Origin of the sequence: Pseudomonas sp. SL4(2022) (assembly GCF_026625725.1) — a bacterium.
Taxonomy (GTDB): domain Bacteria; phylum Pseudomonadota; class Gammaproteobacteria; order Pseudomonadales; family Pseudomonadaceae; genus Aquipseudomonas.
The window spans coordinates 3,179,947-3,200,515 of record NZ_CP113060.1; the positions used below are offsets into that span (position 1 = coordinate 3,179,947).

At 61.7% G+C, this 20,569-nt stretch carries 18 protein-coding genes; 11 read left to right on the plus strand and 7 right to left on the minus strand.

The annotated features are described in order from the left end of the window. Window positions 1-26: 26 nt before the first annotated feature. From OU997_RS14995 to OU997_RS15030, 8 genes are read left to right on the plus strand one after another with little or no spacing between them, the layout of a single operon-like run. A complete protein-coding gene (locus OU997_RS14995) occupies window positions 27-1,247 on the plus strand; it encodes an arginine deiminase (RefSeq protein ID WP_267807315.1) in 1,221 nt (406 codons plus the stop codon). 25 nt (window positions 1,248-1,272) lie between these two features. Next, on the plus strand, window positions 1,273-2,271 hold the full coding sequence (argF, locus tag OU997_RS15000) for an ornithine carbamoyltransferase (protein ID WP_267807316.1): 999 nt from the start codon (window positions 1,273-1,275) through the stop codon (window positions 2,269-2,271). 19 nt (window positions 2,272-2,290) lie between these two features. Continuing rightward, the gene (gene arcC / locus OU997_RS15005; RefSeq protein ID WP_267807317.1) at window positions 2,291-3,268 is read left to right on the plus strand and encodes a carbamate kinase; all 978 of its coding nucleotides are present in this window, start codon (window positions 2,291-2,293) and stop codon (window positions 3,266-3,268) included. Window positions 3,269-3,320: 52 nt separating this feature from the next. Then, window positions 3,321-4,268, plus strand: a complete 948-nt coding sequence (locus OU997_RS15010; protein WP_267807318.1) for a DnaJ C-terminal domain-containing protein — start codon at window positions 3,321-3,323, stop codon at window positions 4,266-4,268. Next, on the plus strand, window positions 4,268-4,570 hold the full coding sequence (locus tag OU997_RS15015; protein ID WP_420713200.1) for a chaperone modulator CbpM: 303 nt from the start codon (window positions 4,268-4,270) through the stop codon (window positions 4,568-4,570). The genes OU997_RS15010 and OU997_RS15015 overlap by 1 nt, the downstream gene beginning before the upstream one ends. 51 nt (window positions 4,571-4,621) lie before the next feature. After that, window positions 4,622-5,692, plus strand: a complete 1,071-nt coding sequence (locus OU997_RS15020) for an HlyD family secretion protein (protein WP_267807321.1) — start codon at window positions 4,622-4,624, stop codon at window positions 5,690-5,692. After that, window positions 5,689-8,418, plus strand: a complete 2,730-nt coding sequence (rbbA, locus tag OU997_RS15025) for a ribosome-associated ATPase/putative transporter RbbA (RefSeq protein ID WP_267807322.1) — start codon at window positions 5,689-5,691, stop codon at window positions 8,416-8,418. Before OU997_RS15020 ends, rbbA begins: the two co-directional genes overlap by 4 nt. A 1-nt stretch (window position 8,419) precedes the next feature. Further along, the gene (locus tag OU997_RS15030) at window positions 8,420-9,544 is read left to right on the plus strand and encodes an ABC transporter permease (RefSeq protein WP_267807323.1); all 1,125 of its coding nucleotides are present in this window, start codon (window positions 8,420-8,422) and stop codon (window positions 9,542-9,544) included. A gap of 407 nt (window positions 9,545-9,951) precedes the next feature. Here OU997_RS15030 and OU997_RS15035 read toward each other — a convergent pair whose 3' ends face one another. Beyond that, window positions 9,952-10,389 (minus strand): acetyltransferase, encoded by a 438-nt coding sequence (locus OU997_RS15035; protein WP_267807324.1) that lies wholly within the window; start codon window positions 10,387-10,389, stop codon window positions 9,952-9,954. Between the two features lie 751 nt (window positions 10,390-11,140). Here OU997_RS15035 and ung point away from each other — a divergent pair. After that, window positions 11,141-11,833: a uracil-DNA glycosylase gene (ung, locus tag OU997_RS15040; protein ID WP_267807326.1), complete on the plus strand. Its 693-nt coding sequence runs from the start codon at window positions 11,141-11,143 to the stop codon at window positions 11,831-11,833. A 7-nt stretch (window positions 11,834-11,840) separates the two neighbouring features. On the opposite strand, the gene OU997_RS15045 is transcribed toward ung, so the two are convergent. From OU997_RS15045 to OU997_RS15070, 6 genes are all read right to left on the minus strand, one after another. Next, window positions 11,841-12,710 (minus strand): DUF6279 family lipoprotein, encoded by an 870-nt coding sequence (locus OU997_RS15045; RefSeq protein ID WP_267807327.1) that lies wholly within the window; start codon window positions 12,708-12,710, stop codon window positions 11,841-11,843. A gap of 146 nt (window positions 12,711-12,856) precedes the next feature. Beyond that, window positions 12,857-13,888 (minus strand): AbrB family transcriptional regulator, encoded by a 1,032-nt coding sequence (locus OU997_RS15050; protein ID WP_267807328.1) that lies wholly within the window; start codon window positions 13,886-13,888, stop codon window positions 12,857-12,859. Next, window positions 13,881-15,389 carry a tripartite tricarboxylate transporter permease gene (locus tag OU997_RS15055; protein ID WP_108487834.1) on the minus strand — a complete coding sequence of 503 codons (1,509 nt, stop codon included), beginning with the start codon at window positions 15,387-15,389 and terminating at the stop codon, window positions 13,881-13,883. Before OU997_RS15055 ends, OU997_RS15050 begins: the two co-directional genes overlap by 8 nt. Before the next feature lies 1 nt (window position 15,390). After that, entirely contained in the window at window positions 15,391-15,837 is a 447-nt protein-coding gene (locus OU997_RS15060) for a tripartite tricarboxylate transporter TctB family protein (protein WP_267807329.1), read from the minus strand. Window positions 15,838-16,003: 166 nt separating this feature from the next. Continuing rightward, window positions 16,004-16,981, minus strand: a complete 978-nt coding sequence (locus OU997_RS15065) for a Bug family tripartite tricarboxylate transporter substrate binding protein (protein ID WP_267807331.1) — start codon at window positions 16,979-16,981, stop codon at window positions 16,004-16,006. A gap of 29 nt (window positions 16,982-17,010) precedes the next feature. Beyond that, window positions 17,011-18,282: an OprD family porin gene (locus tag OU997_RS15070; protein WP_267807332.1), complete on the minus strand. Its 1,272-nt coding sequence runs from the start codon at window positions 18,280-18,282 to the stop codon at window positions 17,011-17,013. 206 nt (window positions 18,283-18,488) lie between these two features. On the opposite strand from OU997_RS15070, the gene OU997_RS15075 reads away from it, so the two are divergent. Further along, the gene (locus OU997_RS15075) at window positions 18,489-19,160 is read left to right on the plus strand and encodes a response regulator (RefSeq protein WP_108489244.1); all 672 of its coding nucleotides are present in this window, start codon (window positions 18,489-18,491) and stop codon (window positions 19,158-19,160) included. After that, window positions 19,153-20,568 carry a sensor histidine kinase gene (locus tag OU997_RS15080; RefSeq protein WP_108489243.1) on the plus strand — a complete coding sequence of 472 codons (1,416 nt, stop codon included), beginning with the start codon at window positions 19,153-19,155 and terminating at the stop codon, window positions 20,566-20,568. Before OU997_RS15075 ends, OU997_RS15080 begins: the two co-directional genes overlap by 8 nt. Window position 20,569: the final 1 nt, after the last annotated feature.

Sequence of the window (20,569 nt, forward strand, 5' to 3'; positions counted from 1 at the left end):
GTACCTGTGAACAGGATATCCATGTCATGACGACCCAAGGTTTGCACTCTGAAATTGGCTGCTTGCGCCGTGTCCTGGTGTGTCGCCCTGGGCTGGCGCAACAGCGTCTGACGCCGGCCAATTGCCGCGATTTATTGTTCGACGACGTGCTCTGGGTTGAGCAGGCGCGCAATGATCACGATGCCTTCACCAATGCCATGCTCAGCCGCGATGTTGAGGTGCTGGAGCTGCATGAGCTGCTGGCTACCTGCATGGCCAACCCGGAGGCCCGCACTTGGCTGTTGGACCGCAAGCTCGCCCAGGGCACTGTCGATGGTGAGCTGGCCCAGCAACTAAGGCCCTGGCTAGAAGCACTGCCGCCCATGCGCCTGGCTGAACACCTGATCGGCGGGCTGGCGCGTGCCGAGTTGCCGTTCGAACCAGAGGGCTTGTTGGCCCGTTGTACCGCTGCACATGATTTCTTGCTGCCACCTCTGCCCAACACGCTGTTCAGCCGCGACAGCAGCTGCTGGGTCGGCGATGGCGTCGTACTGTGCCCCATGTACTGGCCTGCCCGGCGTCAGGAAACCCTGTTGACCGCAGCGGTCTATCGTTTCCATCCGGTGTTCGCCGGCAAGGTGAAAACCTGGTGGGGGGATCCTGATGTCGACCATGGCGGTGCGACTCTGGAAGGTGGCGATCTGATGCCGCTGGGCAATGGCGTGGTATTGATCGGCATGGGCGAGCGCACCTCACCGCAAGCCGTCAGCCAACTGGCCCGAGCCTTGTTTGCCCACGGCGGCGCTACCCACGTGTTGGCTGCGCAGATTCCCAAGTCGCGCGGTGCGATGCACCTGGACACCGTATTTACCTTCTGCGACGTGGACCTGGTGACCTGCTTCCCCGAAATGGTCGATGCGATCCGCGTACACAGCCTGCGGCCCGGCGAGTGCGCAGGCAGCCTGGATGTGCGCAGCGAAAGCAAACCTTTCTTTGACGTCGTAGCTGCAGCGTTGGGCCTGGCCAAGCTGCGTTCGGTGGCCACCGGCGGCGACGCCTGGCAGTCCGAGCGCGAGCAATGGGACGACGGCAACAACCTGCTGGCGCTGGCCCCAGGCGTGGTCATGGGCTACGCCCGCAATACCCACACCAACACGCTGTTGCGCAAAGCTGGTGTTGAGGTGATCAGCATTCCCGGTGCTGAGTTAGGGCGCGGTCGTGGCGGTAGCCATTGCATGAGTTGTCCGATTGAGCGTGACGCGCTTTGACCTCTATTCCCGATGAGAGCAGCCCATGAGCTTTAACCTGCACAACCGTAGCCTGCTGGCGTTAAAGGATTTCACCCCTCATGAGATCCGCTACCTGCTCGACCTGGCTGCCGAACTCAAACGCTCGAAAGCGGTGGGCAACGAGCAGCCGCGCCTTACGGGTAAGAACATTGTGCTGATTTTCGAGAAACCTTCGACGCGCACCCGCTGCGCCTTCGAGGTGGCGGTGCACGACCAGGGCGGGCACGTGACCTATCTGGATGCCGGCAGCTCGCAGCTGGGCCACAAGGAATCGCTGAAGGACACCGCCCGCGTTTTGGGGCGCTACTACGACGGCATCGAGTACCGCGGCTTTCACCAGCGCGTGGTCGAGGAGCTGGCGCTTTACGCCAAGGTGCCGGTGTGGAACGGCCTGACTGATGAGATGCACCCCACACAGATCCTCGCCGACTTGCTGACCATGCAGGAGTTTGGCGAGAAGCCACCGCACGAATTGAGCTTCTGCTACCTGGGCGACGCCAGTTTCAACATGGGCAGTTCGCTGTTGGTAGGCGGCACGCAAATGGGTATGGATGTGCGCATCTGCTCGCCAACCGATCTGCAGCCACCTGCCGAACTGGTGGCGCAGATGCGCGAGCTGGCGCTCAAGACCGGCGCGCGCATCACCCTGGAAAGCGACCCGCTGAAGGCCGTGGCGGGCGCAGATTTTCTCTACACCGACGTGTGGGTCTCGATGGGCCAGGACGCTGCGGTGTGGCAGCAGCGCATCGACAAACTGTTGCCTTATCAGGTGACCACTGCGCTGATGCAGGCCACTGGCAAGCCACGCTGCAAGTTCATGCACTGCCTGCCCGCCTTCCACAATCTGGAAACCGAGGTGGGCCGCGAGGTGCACGGAAAATATGGCCTCAGCGAGATTGAAGTCACCGACGAAGTGTTCGAGTCCGACGCCTCCATCGTCTTCACCCAGGCCGAGAACCGTATGCACACCATCAAGGCCGTGCTGGTTGCGACCCTCGGATGACGCCGCCAGGAGCAAACTCATGAAAGTCGTCGTCGCCCTAGGCGGCAATGCCTTGCTGCGACGTGACCAGCCGCCCACAGCGGAAAACCAGTTAGCCAACATTCGTAGCGCCGCTGCGCAACTGGCGCGCGTGGCCGCCAACCACGACCTGGTGCTGACCCATGGTAACGGCCCGCAGGTGGGGCTACTGGCCCTGCAAGCGGCGGCGTACATTGACGTGGACGCCTACCCACTGGACGTACTCGGCGCGCAGACCGACGGCATGATCGGCTACCTGCTTGAGCAGGAACTGGCCAACTTGTTGCCCGCAACGCGGGCGATCACCACGCTGATCACTCGGGTGGAAGTTGACCTGCAGGACCCGGCCTTTGGCCACCCCAGCAAACCCATCGGGCCGATCTACACCCAGGCCGAATCCGTGCACGTGGCCGCTGCCAGGGGCTGGAGCATGGCGGCGGACGGTGCTGTGTTCCGCCGTGTGGTGGCCTCGCCTCAGCCGCTGCGGGTGCTCAGCCTGCGAGCCATCAGCTGGTTGCTGGGGCACGGCGCGCTGGTGATTGCGGCCGGCGGCGGGGGTATCCCGGTGGCGCGCAACGGCGATGGAAACGATCTGCATGGCGTAGAAGCAGTGATCGATAAAGACCTGTGCAGCAGCCTGCTGGCGCGTGAGCTACATGCCGATGTGCTGGTGATTGCCACCGATGTGGCGGCGATCTACCTCGACTGGGGCAAACCCACGCAACACGCCCTCGGCCAGGTCACGCCACAAGAACTGAGTGAGCACGCGTTCGCTGCAGGCTCCATGGGCCCCAAGGTCGCCGCCGCGCAGGCCTTCGTCCAGGCTACCGGTCAGCGTGCAGTAATCGGTTCGCTGGAGCAGATCGAAGAGATGCTTGCCGGCACCGCCGGCACTCAGGTCTGTCCGGCGCTAGCGGACACGGCCCCAGAGCCGGCAATGCCAACTCTCTTGATCTCTGACAAAACCTCTCGCACCTGAGCAGCGTTTACTGCTGCAAGCAACGTGTCGGTAGACGACCCAAGGTGGCTCGATGGACTTCAAGGACTACTACAAGGTGCTCGGGCTTGAGCCGGGAGCAGACGACAAAGCCGTGAAAACGGCTTACCGCAAACTGGCGCGCAAATACCACCCGGATGTCAGCAAGGAAGCGGATGCGGAAAATAAATTCAAGGATGTCGCCGAAGCCTATGAGGTGTTGAAAAGCGCGGAAAAGCGCGCCGAGTACGATGAACTGCGCAAATACGCCGAGCAAGGCCGCCCCTTCGAGCCGCCGCCGGGCTGGCAACCGCAAGGCCATACGGATTTTTCCGAGGGCAGCCGCGCGGGCAGTGAGTATTCCGATTTTTTCGAGTCGCTGTTTGGTGGCGCTGGGCGTTTTCAGGACGCCGGCCGCAATCGCGCGCGCAGAGGCCAGGACGTTGAGATGGCGTTGCCGCTGTTGCTGGAGGAAACCCTGGTCGACGACACCAAGACCATTGTCTTTCAACTTCCGCAATACAGCGCTGACGGCCAGCCTCTGCCGGCGATCAGCAAGACCTTGAATGTGAGAATCCCGCCCGGGGTCGGCAATGGCGAACGCATTCGCCTGAAAGGGCAGGGCGCGCCGGTGGGAGGTGGCGGCGCCCATGGCGATTTGTATTTGCTCATTCACTTTGTGCCCCACCCTCTGTTCGACGTAGAGGGGCACAACCTGGTCCTCACCGTGCCATTGGCGCCTTGGGAGGCCGTGCTGGGCAGTCACGTTACGCTGCCGACGCTGAGCGGCAAAATCAACCTGCGCATACCCGCCAATACCCAAGCAGGGCAACGGCTGCGGATCAAAGGCAAGGGGCTGCGCAACAAAGCCGGCGAGCCGGGTGACCTGTATGCATTGTTCAAGATCGTCATCCCGGCTAAAACCGACGAGCCTGTGCGTGCGCTATGGGCGCAGCTGGCCGAGCAAGCCGCCTTCAATCCGCGCGCGCAGTGGAGCCAGTGATGAGTAGCCAGATCCTGCAATTAGACATGCACGAGTTCTGCCTGTGCGCTGAGCTGCCGCAGGCGGTGCTGCTGGAGATTGTCGAGCACGGCATCGTCGAACCCTGTGGTGCTACACCGGAGCAATGGCGGTTTAGTAGCCATGCACTGTCCGTCGCCAAGCGGGCGTTGCGCTTACAGGTTGAACTGCAACTTGAGTGGGCAGGTGTGGCCCTGGCGTTGCAGTTGCTTGATGAGCTGGAGCACCTGCGCGCCGAAAACAGCCACCTGCGGCGCCGCTTGAGCCGCTTCGAGCAGCCCTAGCTCGCACGGTGTGATGTAGCCAATTCCTTTGTTTAGAGACTCAAGGTCATTATGTCAGTCAGCCGAAAATGGATCTTTCCTGCCGCCAGTGTTGCCGTCGTGGCGATTATCGCCGGCCTGCTCTGGTACACCCTGCGCCCCGAGGGCCTGGGGGATGGCTTCGCCAGCGGTAACGGACGGATTGAAGCCACCGACGTTGACGCGGCCAGCAAGCTGCCGGGGCGCATTGCCAGCATTGAGGTTGAGGAGGGCGAGTTCGTCGAGGCCGGGCAGGTGATTGCGCGCATGGACACCCAGGTGCTCCAGGCGCAAGTGCTGCAGGCCCAGGCGCAAATGCGCCAGGCGCAGAACAGCCAGCTGACGGCCAGTGCCCAGGTGCGCCTGCGCGAAAGTGAGAAAGTCACTGCCCAGGCCATCGTGCGCCAGCGCCTGGCAGAAGTGTCTGCCGCACAAAAGCGCCACGCCCGCAGTGCGATCCTGGTCAAACGCAATGCCATGGCGCAGCAGCAACTGGATGACGACCTTGCCCGCCTGCAAAGCACCCAGGCCGCTCTGGCGGCCGCAGAGTCTCAGGTTATTTCGGCTGAGGCGGGCATTGCCGCCGCACAGTCCCAGGTGATTGAGGCGCAGTCGGCTGTGGAGGCCACCCAAGCCAGCGTCGAGCGCTTACAGATCGATATCGAGGACAGTCAGCTCAAGGCCCCGCGTGCAGGGCGTGTGCAGTACCGCATCGCCGAGCCGGGTGAGGTGATCGGCGCGGGCGGCAAGGTGCTTAACCTGGTCGACCTGAGCGATGTCTACATGACCTTTTTCCTGCCTGAGCAGCAGGCCGGCCGGGTGGCGCTGGGGGCTGAAGTGCGCCTGGTGATCGATGCCGTATCGCAGTATGTGATTCCGGCCGAGGTCAGCTATGTGGCCAGCGTCGCCCAGTTCACCCCGAAAACGGTGGAAACCGCCAGCGAGCGCGAAAAGCTGATGTTCCGGGTTAAAGCACGGCTCGATCCAGAACTCTTGCAGCGCCACTTCAACCAAGTGAAAACCGGTGTTCCCGGCGTCGCGTACCTACGGCTTGACCCACAGGCCGAGTGGCCTGCCGAACTGGCGATCAAGGTTCCGCAGTGAGCGCGTCCGCAGCGCCAGTCGCGCGGCTGCAGGAGGTCAGCCTGCAGTACGGTAAAACCTGCGCCCTCAAGGCCGTCAGTCTGGAAATTCCCGCACAGTGCATGGTTGGCCTGATCGGCCCGGACGGTGTGGGCAAGTCCAGCCTGCTGGCACTGATTGCCGGCGCACGCAAAATCCAGAGCGGGCAGATTGAGGTGCTCGGCGGCGACATGGCCAGCCGCGCTCACCGCCGGCAGGTGTGCCCACACATCGCCTATATGCCCCAGGGGCTGGGTAAGAATCTCTATCCGACGCTCTCGGTGATCGAGAACCTGGACTTCTTTGCCCGCCTGTTTGGCCAGGCCGAGGCCGAGCGTAACACCCGTATTGCCGAACTGCTGCGCAGTACGGGCCTCAGCGAGTTTGGTGAGCGGCCGGCGGGCAAGCTGTCCGGCGGCATGAAGCAAAAACTCGGGCTGTGTTGCGCGCTGATCCACGACCCTGACCTGCTTATCCTCGACGAGCCCACCACCGGCGTTGATCCGCTGTCGCGCAATCAGTTCTGGGAATTGATCGAGCGTATTCGCCGCCAGCGCCCGCAAATGAGTGTGCTGGTGGCCACTGCGTACATGGAGGAGGCCGAGCGCTTCGACCATTTGTTGGCCATCGATGACGGTGCCGTATTGGCCACGGGTAGCCCGGCCGAGCTGCTGCAACGCACTCAATGCACAAGCCTGGAAGAGGCGTTTATCGCCCTGATGCCGGCAGCCAAACGCCAGGGCCATAAGCAACTGGTGATCCCGAAACGCGCGGCTGGCGAACAGGAAATCGCCATTGAAGCGCGCGACCTGAGCATGCGTTTCGGCGATTTTGTTGCGGTCGACCACGTCGACTTTCGCATCGAGCGCGGGGAAATCTTCGGCTTTCTCGGCTCCAATGGTTGCGGCAAAACCACCACCATGAAGATGCTCACCGGCTTGTTGCCTGCCAGCGAAGGGCAAGCCCTGCTGTTCGGTCAGGTGGTCAATGCCCGAGACATGGCCACGCGTAAGCGGGTCGGCTATATGTCGCAGTCATTCTCGCTGTATGCCGAGCTGAGCGTGCGGCAGAACCTGGTGCTGCACGCCCAGCTCTTTCACGTACCGACCACGGAGATTGCGGCGCGGGTGACGGCCATGGCTGAGCGTTTCAGCCTGGGCAGCGTTATGGAACAGCTGCCCGAGCGCCTGCCGCTGGGTATTCGTCAGCGTCTTTCACTGGCTGTAGCGGTTATCCATAAGCCAGAAATTCTGATCCTCGATGAGCCGACGTCAGGCGTCGACCCGATTGCCCGTGATGTGTTCTGGCAGCTGATGCTCGACCTGTCGCGCAATGACGGGGTGACGATCTTTATCTCCACCCACTTTATGAACGAAGCCCTGCGTTGCGACCGCATCTCCTTGATGCACGCCGGCAAGGTGCTCGGCAGCGACACGCCCAAAGCCCTGATGGCCAAGCGTGGCCTGCCAACCCTGGAGGCGACCTTTATCGCTTACCTGCAGGATGCCGTCGGCGAAAAAGCACAACCGCCCGCACCAGAAGCGGCGGCTCCAGCGGCGCAGACCAATCCGCTGAAACGCAAGCGCTTCAGCCTGCTGCGTCTGTTCAGTTATACCCGCCGGGAAGCCCTGGAACTGCGCCGCGACCCGATTCGCGGCAGCATGGCGTTGCTCGGCAGCCTATTGCTGCTGTTTATCATCGGCTACGGCATTAGTCTTGATGTCGAGAACCTCACCTACGCGGTGCTCGACCGCGACCAGACCACCACCAGTCAGGCGTACGCCCTCAACCTGGCCGGTTCGCGGTATTTCATCGAGCAAGCGCCGCTGCGCGATTACGACGAGCTGGACCGGCGCATGCGCAGCGGTGAGATCAGCCTGGCGGTGGAAATCCCGCCCAACTTCGGCCGTGACCTCAAGCGCGGTGGCGTACCGCAAATCGGCATGTGGCTCGACGGCGCCATGCCGATGCGCGCCGAAACCATCAAAGGCTATGTGATGGGGCTGCATGCCGGCTACTTGCAGGAGCTGGCTCGCCAGGACAGTGCGTCGACGCGCAGTAGCCTGCCGACCCTGGAAGTGCGCTACCGCTACAACCCGGATGTGGAAAGCCTGAATGCCATGGTGCCGGCCGTGATTCCGCTGCTGCTGATGCTGATTCCGGCCATGCTTACCGCCCTTGGCGTGGTGCGCGAAAAGGAGCTGGGTTCGATCATCAACCTGTATGTCACGCCGGTTACCCGCCTGGAGTTTCTACTCGGTAAGCAACTGCCTTATATCGCCCTGGGCATGCTCAATTTCGTGCTGCTGGTAATCGCGGCGGTGTGGGTGTTCGAGGTGCCGCTCAAGGGCAGTCTGCTGGCTTTGCTGACCGGTGGCCTGCTGTACATCAGCTGCGCCACGGCCATGGGGTTGCTGATGTCGACCTTTACTCGCAGCCAGATTGCTGCGGTATTCGGCACGGCCATCGTCACCCTGATTCCGGCCATCCAGTTCTCTGGGCTGATCTACCCGGTGGCATCACTCGAAGGCTTTGGCGCGGGGGTTGGCCAGATTTACCCCACCTCGCACTTTCTTATCATCAGCCGTGGGGTGTTCTCCAAAGCGCTGGGCTTCACTGAGCTGTACAGCTATTTCATTGCATTGCTGATGACCATCCCCGTGCTGCTGGCACTGTGCACCAGCCTACTGAAAAAGCAGGAGGCCTGAGATGGAACAGCTGGCGAATATCTTCCACCTGGGGCTCAAGGAACTGCGCAGCCTGCAACGTGACCCTGCGCTGCTGTTGCTGATTATCTGGGCCTTTACCCTGGGCATCATTACCGCCGCTACGAGCATGCCGGAGAGCCTGCACAACGCCTCGATTGCAGTGGTCGACGAAGACCGCTCACCGCTCTCGGCCCGTTTGATTGATGCTTTCCAGCCGCCGTTTTTTCGTACGCCGCAACGTATCGAACTGAGCGAAATGGATCACGGCATGGACTCCGGGCAATACACCTTCACGCTGAATATCCCTCCGGATTTCCAGCGCGACGTACTTGCCGGGCATAGCCCGGCGATTCAGCTCAATGTCGATGCCACACAGGTAAGCATGGCGTTCACGGGGGCGGGCTATATCCAAATGATCGGTGCCGAGGAAGTCAGCGCGTTCTTGCGCCACTACCGTGCCGACCTGCCGCAGCAAGCCGAGTTGGTCGTGCGTGTCGCGTTTAATCCAAACCTGACGCGCAGTTGGTTCGGCTCGGTGATGGAAGTGATCAACCAGATCACCATGCTGTCGATCATCCTCACGGGCGCGGCACTGATTCGCGAACGCGAACACGGCACCATCGAACACCTGCTGGTGATGCCGGTGACGCCACCCGAAATCATGCTGGCCAAGGTCTGGTCGATGGGCCTGGTGGTGTTGCTGGCCACTGCGCTGTCGCTGCTGCTGGTGGTACAAGGCTGGCTGCACGTGCCGATTGCCGGTTCGCTGCCGCTGTTCTTGTGCAGTGCGCTGTTGCACCTGTTTGCGACCACCTCAATGGGCATTTTCTTCGGCACCCTCGCGCGCTCGATGCCGCAATTGGGCCTGTTGATCATTCTGGTGCTGATCCCGCTGCAGATCCTTTCCGGCGGCACCACACCGCGCGAGAGCATGCCCGAGCTGGTGCAGCAGCTCATGCTGGTGGCACCCACCACCCACTTCGTCGATCTGGCTCAGGCGATTCTCTATCGCGGCGCCGGGCTCACGACCGTCTGGCCGCAGTTGCTGGCGATCATTGGCATCGGCGCGCTGTTTTTTACCGGCGCGTTGCTGCGCTTTCGCAAGACGCTGGCGCAGATGTCCTGAAGGTTATCTGCGCCAGCGCGCATGAGGCCCTCGCGCAGCTTAATGTTGCGTTGCTATGCGAAATTCAGAGCAATTCAACAGCGGCGGAAACTCAGATTCTAATCTCAGCAACGTACTTTCCGGCGCCAGAATCAAGAGCGGATTTTTGCAACAGAATCGGCCAGGAGCTGTCACTCAGGAACATTCGCTAGCGAATGCTCGCCAACGTAAATTTGAGCCAATAGTAACTATCCATTACGAGTCGGCTGTCGACACTGCGAGCAAGTGAGATGAGGTAATTGCTACCGCATCAATGGATATCGGTCTTATACGCAAGCCCATCTGGATGGCCAACCAAAGATCGCTGCCTGAGCTGGGGTTTGGAATCGCCCCGAAGCAGCGCTTAGGGGCGACTCACGATTACTGCCCTAACTGGGCAGGCTCAGGTGTAGCAAGGGGAAGGGGCGGCCCTCGCCATCAAGCGGAGAACGACCTGTTTGAAAAAAACCGTAATGTAGATAGAACCCTACCGCTTCGGGGTTCTGCTCATTCACGTCAACACTCATCTGATTACGCGAACTGCGGGCATGATCCAGCAGCGTGCGGCCAATACCTTTCCCCCGCAAATCGGGCTCGATGAAGAGCATCTCTACGTGGTGTTCATTGAGCCCAATAAAGCCTAGCGGCGAGTCCTCGGTATCTACCACAACCCATAATTCAACAGCGGGCAAGTAGACATCGCGGAGCTGAGGAAGCAATGCCTCGATATCGGACTCTTGCAGGAAGTGATGAGTGGCGCGAACAGAGCGCAGCCAAATGTTGAGCAGCCGCGGATGGTCGGCGTTAGTAGCCTGACGAATGATCATAGAATCATCCCTTACATGTGTTATCGGAAATGAGGCGCGCTGGTAGATAGCGACCGTATAAGCGTCGGCCACTTGTATGACCGCTTCGCGAGTTAACGCCTGGGCGGTTCACGGCAGAGGTAGCCGGAAAGGAGGGAGGGCGGACACTACTGAGAGGTTCTTGGGATGTCAATAAAACATACGGATGGAGTGCTACCCATAGGTTGAACTGACCTGTCCGTTCTCGCAGGTCTGGATACCGATGTGTGATTGATCGACTGCTTTAGGGCGATTGTGTTGAAAAATCGGTTTCTGAGAGATTCTTTTCGACAGCTCGAAAATCGCTCGATTTCGGCATTGCTACGTGAAAACCAAGACAGCTCAGTCTTCTGAACGAACCAGGTTTCAACGTTGGTGACGCTCTTTCATGGTCAAAAACCGCGACTGGACTTTTTCAACAGAATCGGCCGTTAGCCGATCGCCAGCACTCATGCTCTATGCCGCTAATACGCAGGACTATTTCCGCTTATCGTCGTCTGACCTCCTGCTCGCATCCATTAACCCGAGCACCTGGCCGTATAGTTAGCGTGATGCGGCTATCGAACGAGGTGGTTGGTGACGTCGATGCAGGCTGGACTCTAAATTGAGCCGTTCGCTCTTTAGCAACAGAACGAGTGCGGTCTGTTTGGGGGCTTGTGCCATGCGCGCGTCTTGACTTGCCCCGGTGCCTTCCTTAGCGTGCCGTCTTCGTTGAATTAAGCAGGAATCAGGCATGAGCGCCGCCGATAACGTCAAACTCGAAGCCGGCTGGAAGGCCGCGCTGCATGCAGAGTTCGAGAAGCCCTATATGCGTGAGCTGGGGGATTTCCTGCGCAGCGAGAAAGCTGCCGGCAAGCAGATTTATCCGCCTGGCTCGCTGATTTTCAATGCACTCAATTCCACCCCGTTGGCGCAGAGCAAAGTGGTGATCATCGGCCAGGACCCGTATCACGGGCCAGGCCAGGCCCATGGTCTGTGCTTCTCGGTGCAGCCTGGGGTGAAGACGCCGCCATCGCTGGTGAATATCTATAAAGAGCTTAAGCGCGACCTGAATATCGACATTCCCGACCACGGCAACCTGCAGCATTGGGCGGAGCAGGGTGTGCTGCTGCTCAACACCTCATTGACGGTGGAGCATGGCATTGCCGGCTCCCACGCCAAGATCGGCTGGCAGACCTTTACCGACAAGGTGATCGAGGTGGTCAGCCAGCAGCAGGAACGCCTGGTGTTTCTGCTCTGGGGCGCCCATGCGCAGAGCAAGGAAAAGCTGATCGATGTCAGCAAGCACCTGGTGCTGAAATCCGTGCACCCTTCGCCGCTGTCAGCGCACCGTGGCTTTATCGGCAACGGCCATTTCAGCCGCACCAACAAGTTCCTCCAGCAGCATGAATTGAGCCCGATCGACTGGCGCTTACCTGCTGTTTAACAGTCTGTTAAGCAGCTCCGCACTGCTGCTCGGCAAGGTCTCTGCGCAGGTCGCGCAAGCGGTGACTCAGGCGCTCGCGCTGCGCCTCATCACTGCTGCTCAACAGTTGGCTGAACAGCGTGGCCAGCGCCTGGCGTGAACGGCCATAGTTGGCGCGGTACTCGTCGCTGTAGACGCTCTCGCGCTGTTGCAGCAGGCGGGTCAGGCGCTCGGCAAAGTCGGCTCTATCGCGTTCGGCGACTACCTTGCGCAGTTCGGCCTGCCACCGTTGTCGATTCTCCAGCCACAGGCGGTTCTGCTCGCCGAGGCTGTTGGCCCAGGTGGCGATATGCTCAGTTTGTGTGTTGTTCAGGCGGCCGAGCCAGGGTCGCAGGCGTTCCTGCATGCGCGTCTGGCGTTCGCTGATCTGGGTGGCCAGGGGCGGGTCGAGAAAGTCCTGGCGATCTTCCAGATTGTCTTCATCCATCGCGCTGTAGAGCTCACTGACCTGCTGCTCACTCAGACCCTGCAGCAGCTCGATGGCGGTGGGGGTGATCTCGATGCTGATGTGTTTGAGCGCGGCATCGAACTGGGCGAACTGTTCCAGCAGCTGGGCGCTGTCCGGCTGCGGCTGGGCGAGGATGCTTTCGGTGGTTTTTAGCCACTCGATAAAGCGCGGCAACTCGGCGCTGCAATGCCATTGCAGGTGCGTCTGCAAGCGGGGTTTGAGCCAGGCCTGCTGCTGGCTGTCGAGGTTCAGGTAATCATTCAGTCGCCAGGGCACCAGCCAGTCCAGGTTGCGATAGGCCAGGCCGGCACGGCTGCAGGCGCTGATCAGCAGGCTCAGGCAGAGCATTAGCAGCAGGGCTTTCACGGCGGGCCAACGCAGTACGCACATGGAGGATGCCTCGATGGTGAAGGCCTGAGGGTACGCCAGACGCACGCCTGTGCGTGGCCGTAGACATATCGGTTTAACAAAACTGCCGCTTTGCAGGCAAAAAAGAGCCCGCACAAGGCGGGCTAAACGTGGTCGTCAACGTGATTTCAGTAGCGTTGCCAGAGCCTGAACAACGGCTCGGCGAGAAACATCACCAGAAACAGGCGCAGCACCTGCAAGGCCGTGACCAGCGCCACCGAGAGGTGCAGGGCTTCGGCCGTCAGGCACAGTTCGGTAATGCCGCCGGGCATCATGCCGAGCATCAGCGCATTCTGGTTTTCCCCGGTCAGCCAGCCCAGGCCTAGGCCCAGAGCAGCGGCGGCGAGCATGGCGAGCAGGCAGAACAGCAAGATGCGTGCGAGAAAGCCTGGCGCACTGCGAAAGAAGTGTCGGTCGAAGTGACAACCCAGGGCGCAGCCGATCAGCCATTGGCCGGCTTGGCCCAACCCTTCAGGCAAACCCAGGTGCAGGTCGAAGCTGACGCTGGCTACGGCGCAGACGGTCAGCGGGCCGAGCATCCAGGGGTTGGGCTGGCCCAAACGTCCCCATAACCAGGCCAACAGGGCGCCGCCGGGTAACAGCACGGCCAGCCAGAACCAATCCACCGGCGCCGGTACAGGCGGCGCTATCGGCGGCAGGCTCCAGGTAAAGATCGCCGGAATCAGTAGCACCACCAGCAGCAGGCGCAGGCTATGGGCAGCCGCGACCTTGGCGGTTTCGGCGTGGTGCCGTTGCGCCAGGTTGACCATCTCGCTGGCGCCGCCCGGCATGCTGGCGAAGAACGCGGTGGCGCGATCCAGGCCGGCGCGGCGCAGCAGAACCATGCCGATCAGACTGAGCAGCAGAGTCAGCAGGGCGCCGAGCAGAATCACGCCGAAGTGGCTGAGCAGTTGGCCGAATACTTCATGGGTGAAGTGCAGGCCGATGGCGCTGGACACCAGCCACTGGCCAGTCTTGCGTCCGCCCGGCAGCTCGGTGATCAGCCAGCCGCTGCAGCGGGCGGCGATCACTGCCAGCAGCGAGCCGATGATCCACGGCAAGGGCCAGCCGATCAGGCTGGCCAGATAGCCACCTAACAGCCCGACCAGCGGGGTGGCCCACCCGCTTTGCCAGCCGGTGAGCGCATGGCGCTTAGGCATTGGCCAGCTGCGCTGAACGGCGTGCACGCCACCAGCGGATACCTGGCAGTGCCAGCATCAGCGCGGTGAGTGCCCACAGGCCCAGGCTGATCGGGCTGTTCCAGAGGATGCTCAGCTCGCCGGCGGAGATCGACAGGGCACGGCGCAGGTTGCTTTCCATCATCTCACCGAGGACGAAGCCGAGGATCAGTGCCGACAGCGGGAAGTCCATCTTGCGCAGCAGGTAGCCGAACACGCCGAGGCCGATCATCAGCACCAGGTCGAAGGTGGTGCTGTGCACCGCATACACGCCGACCATGCTGACCACGGTGATCGCCGGTACCAGGATCCAGGTCGGTACGCTGAGCATGCGGGCGAACAGGCCAACCAACGGGATGTTCATCACCAGCAGAATGACGTTGCCGATAAACAGCGAGGCGATCAGCCCCCAGACCACGTCCGGTTGCTGTTCGAACAGCAGCGGGCCGGGGGTGATGTTGTACAGCGTCAGCGCGCCGATCATCACCGCGGTGGTGCCAGAACCCGGTACGCCGAGGGTCAGCATGGGAATCAGCGAGCCGCAGGCCGAGGCGTTGTTGGCTGCTTCCGGAGCCGCCACGCCACGCAGGTCACCTTCGCCGAAACGCCCTCCGCTTCCGGCGATGCGCTTTTCGCTCATATAGGTGATGGCGCTGGCGATGGTCGCCCCGGCGCCCGGCAGCACGCCGATGACAAATCCGGCCAGGGAGCTGCGGATGCTGCTCCACCAGGTAAAACTGAACTCCTTGAAGTTGAACAGCATGCGTCCGCTGGCCTTGACTGCCTGCTGGCCGCTGGTGGTGTGTTCGAGCATCAGCAGCACTTCGCTGACGCTGAACAGGCCGATGACCACGATGACGAACTGGATGCCATCGGACAGGCCGACGCTGTCGAAGGTGAAGCGGTACACGCCGGTGGTGGCGTCTACCCCGACCGTGGCCAGGGCCAGGCCGATCAGCGCGGCGAGCAGGGTTTTCACCGGTTTGTCACCAACCATGCCGCCCAGACAGGCGATGGCAAACACCATCAGCACGAAGTATTCGGCGGGGCCGAAAGCGATTGCCCAGTTGGCCAGGATCGGTGCAAACAGCACCACGCCGATGGTGGCGATGGTGCTGCCGATAAACGAACTCATCGCCGACAACGACAGGGCGATACCGGCCTTGCCCTGACGCGCCAGCGGGTAGCCGTCGAGGGTGGTCATGATCGCGGCGGCGTCGCCCGGTACGTTGAGCAGGATCGCCGAAATGCGCCCACCGTATTCGCAGCCCAGGTACACGGCGGCCAGCAGAATCAATGCGGTTTCCGGCGGCAGGCCGAGGGCGAAGGCCAGCGGCAGCAGGATCGCCACGCCATTGATCGGGCCCAGCCCCGGCAGCAGGCCGACGATGGTGCCGACAAAGGCGCCGAACAGTGCCACCAGCAGGTTGATCGGGCGGGTGGCGACATCAAAGCCCTGCATCAAGAAATTCAGCGTTTCCATTTCAGTTCTCCACAAAGACTGCGAGCACGCCGAGGGGCAGCGGTACGTCCAGCAGGAAATCGAACAGGCCGTGCAGCAGTAAGCCCATCAGCACACCGCTGATGGCCGAAGGCAGCGGCTTGCCGGTGAACAACAGGCCCAGGGTGAAGCCGGCCAGGGCGGTGCTGAGGATGAAGCCCAGCGGCTCGAACAGCAGGGCATAGGCCAGCAGCGCGGCAACACACAGCGCGACCTTGCGTGCCAGTACCCAGGAGATGGGTGTGTCGGCTTGCTTGCTGGGTTTGCCCACCAGCCATAAAGCGGCCAGGGCCATCAACACCAGCAGTAACAGTGGATAAGCGCGCGGGCCGACCGGGTCATAGCTGAAGGGGGCCTGAAAACCCCAGGCCACCGAGGCGAGAAAGGCGCAGACGAGCAGCCAGATCGCGGCAAAAAGGCGAACGTACATGGCGGATTACCTAGTCTTGAAAACTCAAGGGGCGGAAGCGTTACGCGGCCGTAGGATGGGTGACGTGCAGCGATACCCAGGCTGCGTGAGCATGGGGGCTTGGCCGTCACCGCATGGGTTACGCCGGTGCGCGGCTAACCCATTCTACGAATTGCGCTCGGCCTGTTTATTGGATGAGGCCAAACTCGCCAGCCAATGCCTTGTATTCTTCAACTTGCTTGAAGACCAAGGCTTGCAGCGCGTCGCCAGTCACTGACAACGGCAGCAGGTCGCGCTGTTCACGCAGGGTGGCGAAGTCCTCGCTGGCGAGCAGGGTGTCGAACTGCTGCTTCCACCAGTTGAACTGCTCGTCGCTGACTTCCGGGCCCATGTAGAAACCACGGATCACTGGCCAGACGATGTCGTAGCCCTGTTCCTTGGCGGTGGGGATATCGGCCAGTTTGCCCGGCAGACGTTCATCGGACAGCACGGCGAGGATGCGTACTTTCTTTGCCGCCAGTTGCGGGGTGACTTCGCCCAGGCCGCTGCTGGTCACCTGGACATGGCCGCCGAGCATCGCGGTAAGGGTTTCGCCGCCGCCTTCGAAGGCCACGTAACGCAGGTTTTTCGGGTCAATCCCGGCCAGGCGGGCAATCAGCGCGGTTTGCATCCAGTCCTGGCCGCCGATGGTGGCGCCGGCGCCGAAGACGATGCTGGTCGGGTCTTTCTTCAAGGCTTGGACCAGATCATCCAGGCTCTGGTACGGCGAGTCGGCACGTACGGTGATGGCGCCGTAGTCGGTGCCTACCGCAGCCAGCCAGCGCACGCCGGTTTCGTCATAGCGGCCGAACTTGCCTTGCGCCAGGTTGAGCAAGGACCCGCTGGAGAACGCGGTGATGGTACCCGCGTCATCAGCACGCTGGGCGATCACGGCGTTGTAAGCCACCGCGCCGACACCACCGGGCATGTAGGTGACGCGCATCGGCGCTTTCAGCAGACCGGCGTCTTTCAGGCCGCTCTGCGCCAGTTTGCACGTCAGGTCGAAGCCACCGCCAGGCTTGGCCGGGGCGATGCATTCCGGGCGCTTGGGTTCGGTGGCCAGCAACTGGCCGGCAAAGGCCATACAGGCGGTGGCCAGGGCGATGCGGGTAAAGGCAGTTTTCATGGGGTATTCCTCTGAACTCTTATTGTGGATTACCAGATCGGCAGCGTGTAGCCGACGATGACGCGGTTTTCGTCCGCATCACGGGCGAAGTCGGATTTGAAGCTGGCATTACGCAGGCGTACGTAGACATCTTTCAGCGGCCCGCTCTGCACCACGTACTTGACCTCGATGTCGCGCTCCCACTCGCCGCCGGTGTCATCAGTGCCAGCGATGTGCGCGTCGCTGCCTTTGATGTAACGAGTCATAAAACTCAGGCCGGGGACGCCGAGCTTGCCGAAGTCGTAGTCGTAACGAGCCTGCCAGGAGCGCTCGTCGGCGTTGGCGAAGTCGTTGATCTGCACGAAGTTGACCAGGAACGGGTCGCTGCCATCGATGTAGGCGTAACCGGTGTCGCCGCTCATGTCCTGAAAGCCCAGGCCGAGTTTGTGGCCGTTGATGGCGTAGGTGAGCATGGCGTTGAAGGCGCGGTTGTCGATCTTGCCGGCATTGGATGCGCCGCTGTCCTTGCTCAGCATCATCCGTACATCGGCGCTGAGGGTGCCGCTGCCCAGCGGTTGGCTGGCGAGCAGGCCGAAGAAGTGCTGGCGGTAGATATCATCGAGGTCAGCGAAGTAATAGCGCCCGCTCAGGCCCTTGGCGAACTCATAATCGAAGCCCATCAGGTCCAGATGATCCGCCGTGATACCGGCAGCAAAACGGCGGTTCTTGCTATTGAGGATCAGCTCCTCGGAGTTGCTCGAGGCGCGGTCGATGACTTTGTCCAGGCGCCCGCCGGTAAAGGTCAGACCGTCGAGTTCGCTGGAAGTCAGCAGGCCGCCTTCGAACACCTGCGGCAGCAGGCGGCTGTCGCTGGCCTTGACCACGGGCAGCTCTGGCACGTGCGAGCCATAGCGCAGTTCGGTATTAGAAATCTTGGTTTTGGCCGTCAGCCCGATACGACCGAACTGGTCCGGAGTGCCGCCATCGTCTTGTACCGGGAGCAGGTCAGTGCCGGTGCGGCCGCCGCCGGAATCCAGTTTGACCCCAACCAGACCCAGGGCATCAAGGCCAAAGCCCACCGTGCCTTCGGTGTAGCCGGACTGGACGTCGAGCCAGAAACCTTGGCCCCACTCTTCACGCGTGTTCTGCTGGCTGCTGGTGCCTTCGCGGAAATCACGGTTGAGGTAGATATTGGTGGCGGTCAGGCTGGCTTTGCTGTCTGCCACAAACTCGGCGTGGGCAGCGGAGGCAAACAGCGCGGCGGCGATGGCCAGGCTAAGCAGGTGAGCAGGCGCGAGCACCCGATGAGATGCAGTCGGCATCTTGTGGTCTCCATTGTTATTTTTGTTACGGCTGGGCACCACTGCGTCAGTCGTTTTGGTCGGTGGATCGAGCCACCTTCGCCCGATGCTAGGGCGGCAAGCTTTCACCAGGCTTTCAACTTGAAAGAAAGTCGCCGGGACGTTCGTTGCGGCCTTGGCCCCGTTACACTGGGCACATAACAACAAGTTCGTGGAGTGCCATTACCGTGCGAGTCCTACTGGTCGAGGACCATCTGCCCCTGGCTGAAAGCGTGGCCCAAGCCCTGCGTGGCATCGGGCTTAATGTGGACATGCTGCATGACGGCGTGGCGGCCGATCTGGCCCTTGGTAGCGAGGATTACGCCTTGGCGATTCTCGATATCGGCCTGCCGCGCCTGGACGGGTTTCAAGTGCTGGCGCGTTTGCGCGAGCGCGGCAATACCCTGCCGGTACTGATGCTCACTGCCCGTGGTGAGGTGAAGGATCGCGTGCATGGTCTCAACCTCGGTGCCGATGATTACCTGGCCAAACCCTTTGAAGTGAGTGAGCTGGAAGCACGGGTCAAGGCGCTGCTACGCCGCACCGTGCTCGGTGGTGAACGTCAGCAGCGCTGCGGCAATCTGCTGTATGACCTGGATACCCGGCGCTTCACCCTCGCTGATAGCCTGCTGACTTTGACCTCCCGCGAACAGGCCGTGCTGGAAGCGATGATCGCCCGGCCCGGGCGGGTAATGAGCAAGGAACAGTTGGCTGCCCTGGTGTTTGGTCTGGATGAGGAAGCCAGCAGCGACGCCATCGAAATCTATGTGCATCGCCTGCGCAAGAAGCTTGAAGGCGGTGGGGTGCGCATCGTCACCTTCCGTGGCCTGGGCTATTTGTTGGAGGCAGTAGGTGACTGAGCGCAGCAAGCTTGCGCAGGTCGATCCAGGCAGCTTGCGCGGTCGGCTGATCCGCCGCTTGGCGTTGCTGTTGACGCTGATTCTGTTGGTCAGCGGCTTGAGTGCTTATTGGAGCGCGCGCCACGCCGCTGATACTGCCTATGACCGAACCTTGCTGGCCTCGGCGCGGGCAATTGCCGACGGTCTGTACACCAGCGCCGAGCGTCTGAATGCCAACGTGCCGTATGTCGCGCTGGATACCTTTGCCTATGACAGTGCCGGGCGCATCTACTACCAGGTGCTGGATGTGCAGGGCACTCTGGTGTCGGGCTATGAAGACTTGCCTGCGCCGCCGGCCCATATCAAGCGCACTGAGGATTATCCGGCGTTGGCGCGTTTCTACGATGCCGAGTTTCGTGAGCAGGGCGTGCGGGTGGTCAGCCTGCTACAACCGGTCAGTGAGCCGGGCCTTAACGGTGTGGCGGAAATCCGCGTGGCGGAAACCCAGGGCGCGCGTGAGCGCATGGCTCGCGAGCTGTTGCTCGGCACCTTGCTGCGCATGGGCGTGTTGTCGCTGAGTGCATTGCTGTTGGTGTGGCTGGCGGTGAGCGCTGCGCTGCGTCCACTGGAGGCCTTGCGCCGCAGCGTGGCGGCACGTACCAGTGAGGACTTGCAGCCGCTGTCGGATCTTGGCATGCCACGCGAACTGCGCCCACTGATTGATGCGCTGAATCAGTTCAATGACCGGCTGCGCAGCCTGTTCGAGCGCCAGTCGCAATTTATCGCCGATGCCTCCCACGAACTGCGCACGCCCTTGGCAGCGCTCAAGGCGCGGGTCGAGTTGGGTTTGCGTGTGCAGGAGCCGTCGATCTGGCGCAGCACGCTGGAAGAGGCCGCGCTGAACACCGACAAACTGACCCATCTGGCCAACCAGCTGCTTTCGCTGGCGCGTATCGAAAGTGGTGCTCGGGCGATTGCCGAAGGCGGCGCGCAGCGTCTGGATCTCAGCCAGCTGGCGCGTGAACTGGGCATGGCGCTGGCGCCATTGGCCCATGCGCGGGGTATTGCGCTGGCATTGGAGGCTGAGCAGGCGGTGTGGGTCAGTGGTGAACCGATGCTGCTCAACGAGCTGCTATGCAACCTGCTGGATAACGCCTTGGCGCACACCGCTGCCGGCGGCAATGTGATCCTGCGGGTATTGCCGGCTGGGGTGCTGGAGGTTGAAGACGACGGCCCGGGGATTCCGCCAGAAGAGCATGAACGGGTGTTTGCGCGTTTCTATCGGCGCAACAACAAGGGCTCTGGGGCGGGCTTGGGTTTGGCGATTGTCGGTGAGATCTGCCGGGCGCATCAGGCCGAGATCAGCCTGCATCAGGCCCAGCCGCACGGCTTGTTGGTTCGCGTTGAGTTTGCCAGTGCAGAAGTCTGAG

Bases quoted from the DNA above. Each gene is read 5' to 3' on its own strand.
- OU997_RS14995 (WP_267807315.1), top strand. From the start codon at position 27: ATGACGACCCAAGGTTTGCACTCTGAAATTGGCTGCTTGCGCCGTGTC.
- argF (WP_267807316.1), top strand. From the start codon at position 1,273: ATGAGCTTTAACCTGCACAACCGTAGCCTGCTGGCGTTAAAGGATTTC.
- arcC (WP_267807317.1), top strand. From the start codon at position 2,291: ATGAAAGTCGTCGTCGCCCTAGGCGGCAATGCCTTGCTGCGACGTGAC.
- OU997_RS15010 (WP_267807318.1), top strand. From the start codon at position 3,321: ATGGACTTCAAGGACTACTACAAGGTGCTCGGGCTTGAGCCGGGAGCA.
- OU997_RS15015 (WP_420713200.1), top strand. From the start codon at position 4,268: ATGAGTAGCCAGATCCTGCAATTAGACATGCACGAGTTCTGCCTGTGC.
- OU997_RS15020 (WP_267807321.1), top strand. From the start codon at position 4,622: ATGTCAGTCAGCCGAAAATGGATCTTTCCTGCCGCCAGTGTTGCCGTC.
- OU997_RS15030 (WP_267807323.1), top strand. From the start codon at position 8,420: ATGGAACAGCTGGCGAATATCTTCCACCTGGGGCTCAAGGAACTGCGC.
- OU997_RS15035 (WP_267807324.1), bottom strand. From the start codon at position 10,389: ATGATCATTCGTCAGGCTACTAACGCCGACCATCCGCGGCTGCTCAAC.
- ung (WP_267807326.1), top strand. From the start codon at position 11,141: ATGAGCGCCGCCGATAACGTCAAACTCGAAGCCGGCTGGAAGGCCGCG.
- OU997_RS15045 (WP_267807327.1), bottom strand. From the start codon at position 12,710: ATGTGCGTACTGCGTTGGCCCGCCGTGAAAGCCCTGCTGCTAATGCTC.
- OU997_RS15050 (WP_267807328.1), bottom strand. From the start codon at position 13,888: ATGCCTAAGCGCCATGCGCTCACCGGCTGGCAAAGCGGGTGGGCCACC.
- OU997_RS15055 (WP_108487834.1), bottom strand. From the start codon at position 15,389: ATGGAAACGCTGAATTTCTTGATGCAGGGCTTTGATGTCGCCACCCGC.
- OU997_RS15060 (WP_267807329.1), bottom strand. From the start codon at position 15,837: ATGTACGTTCGCCTTTTTGCCGCGATCTGGCTGCTCGTCTGCGCCTTT.
- OU997_RS15065 (WP_267807331.1), bottom strand. From the start codon at position 16,981: ATGAAAACTGCCTTTACCCGCATCGCCCTGGCCACCGCCTGTATGGCC.
- OU997_RS15070 (WP_267807332.1), bottom strand. From the start codon at position 18,282: ATGCCGACTGCATCTCATCGGGTGCTCGCGCCTGCTCACCTGCTTAGC.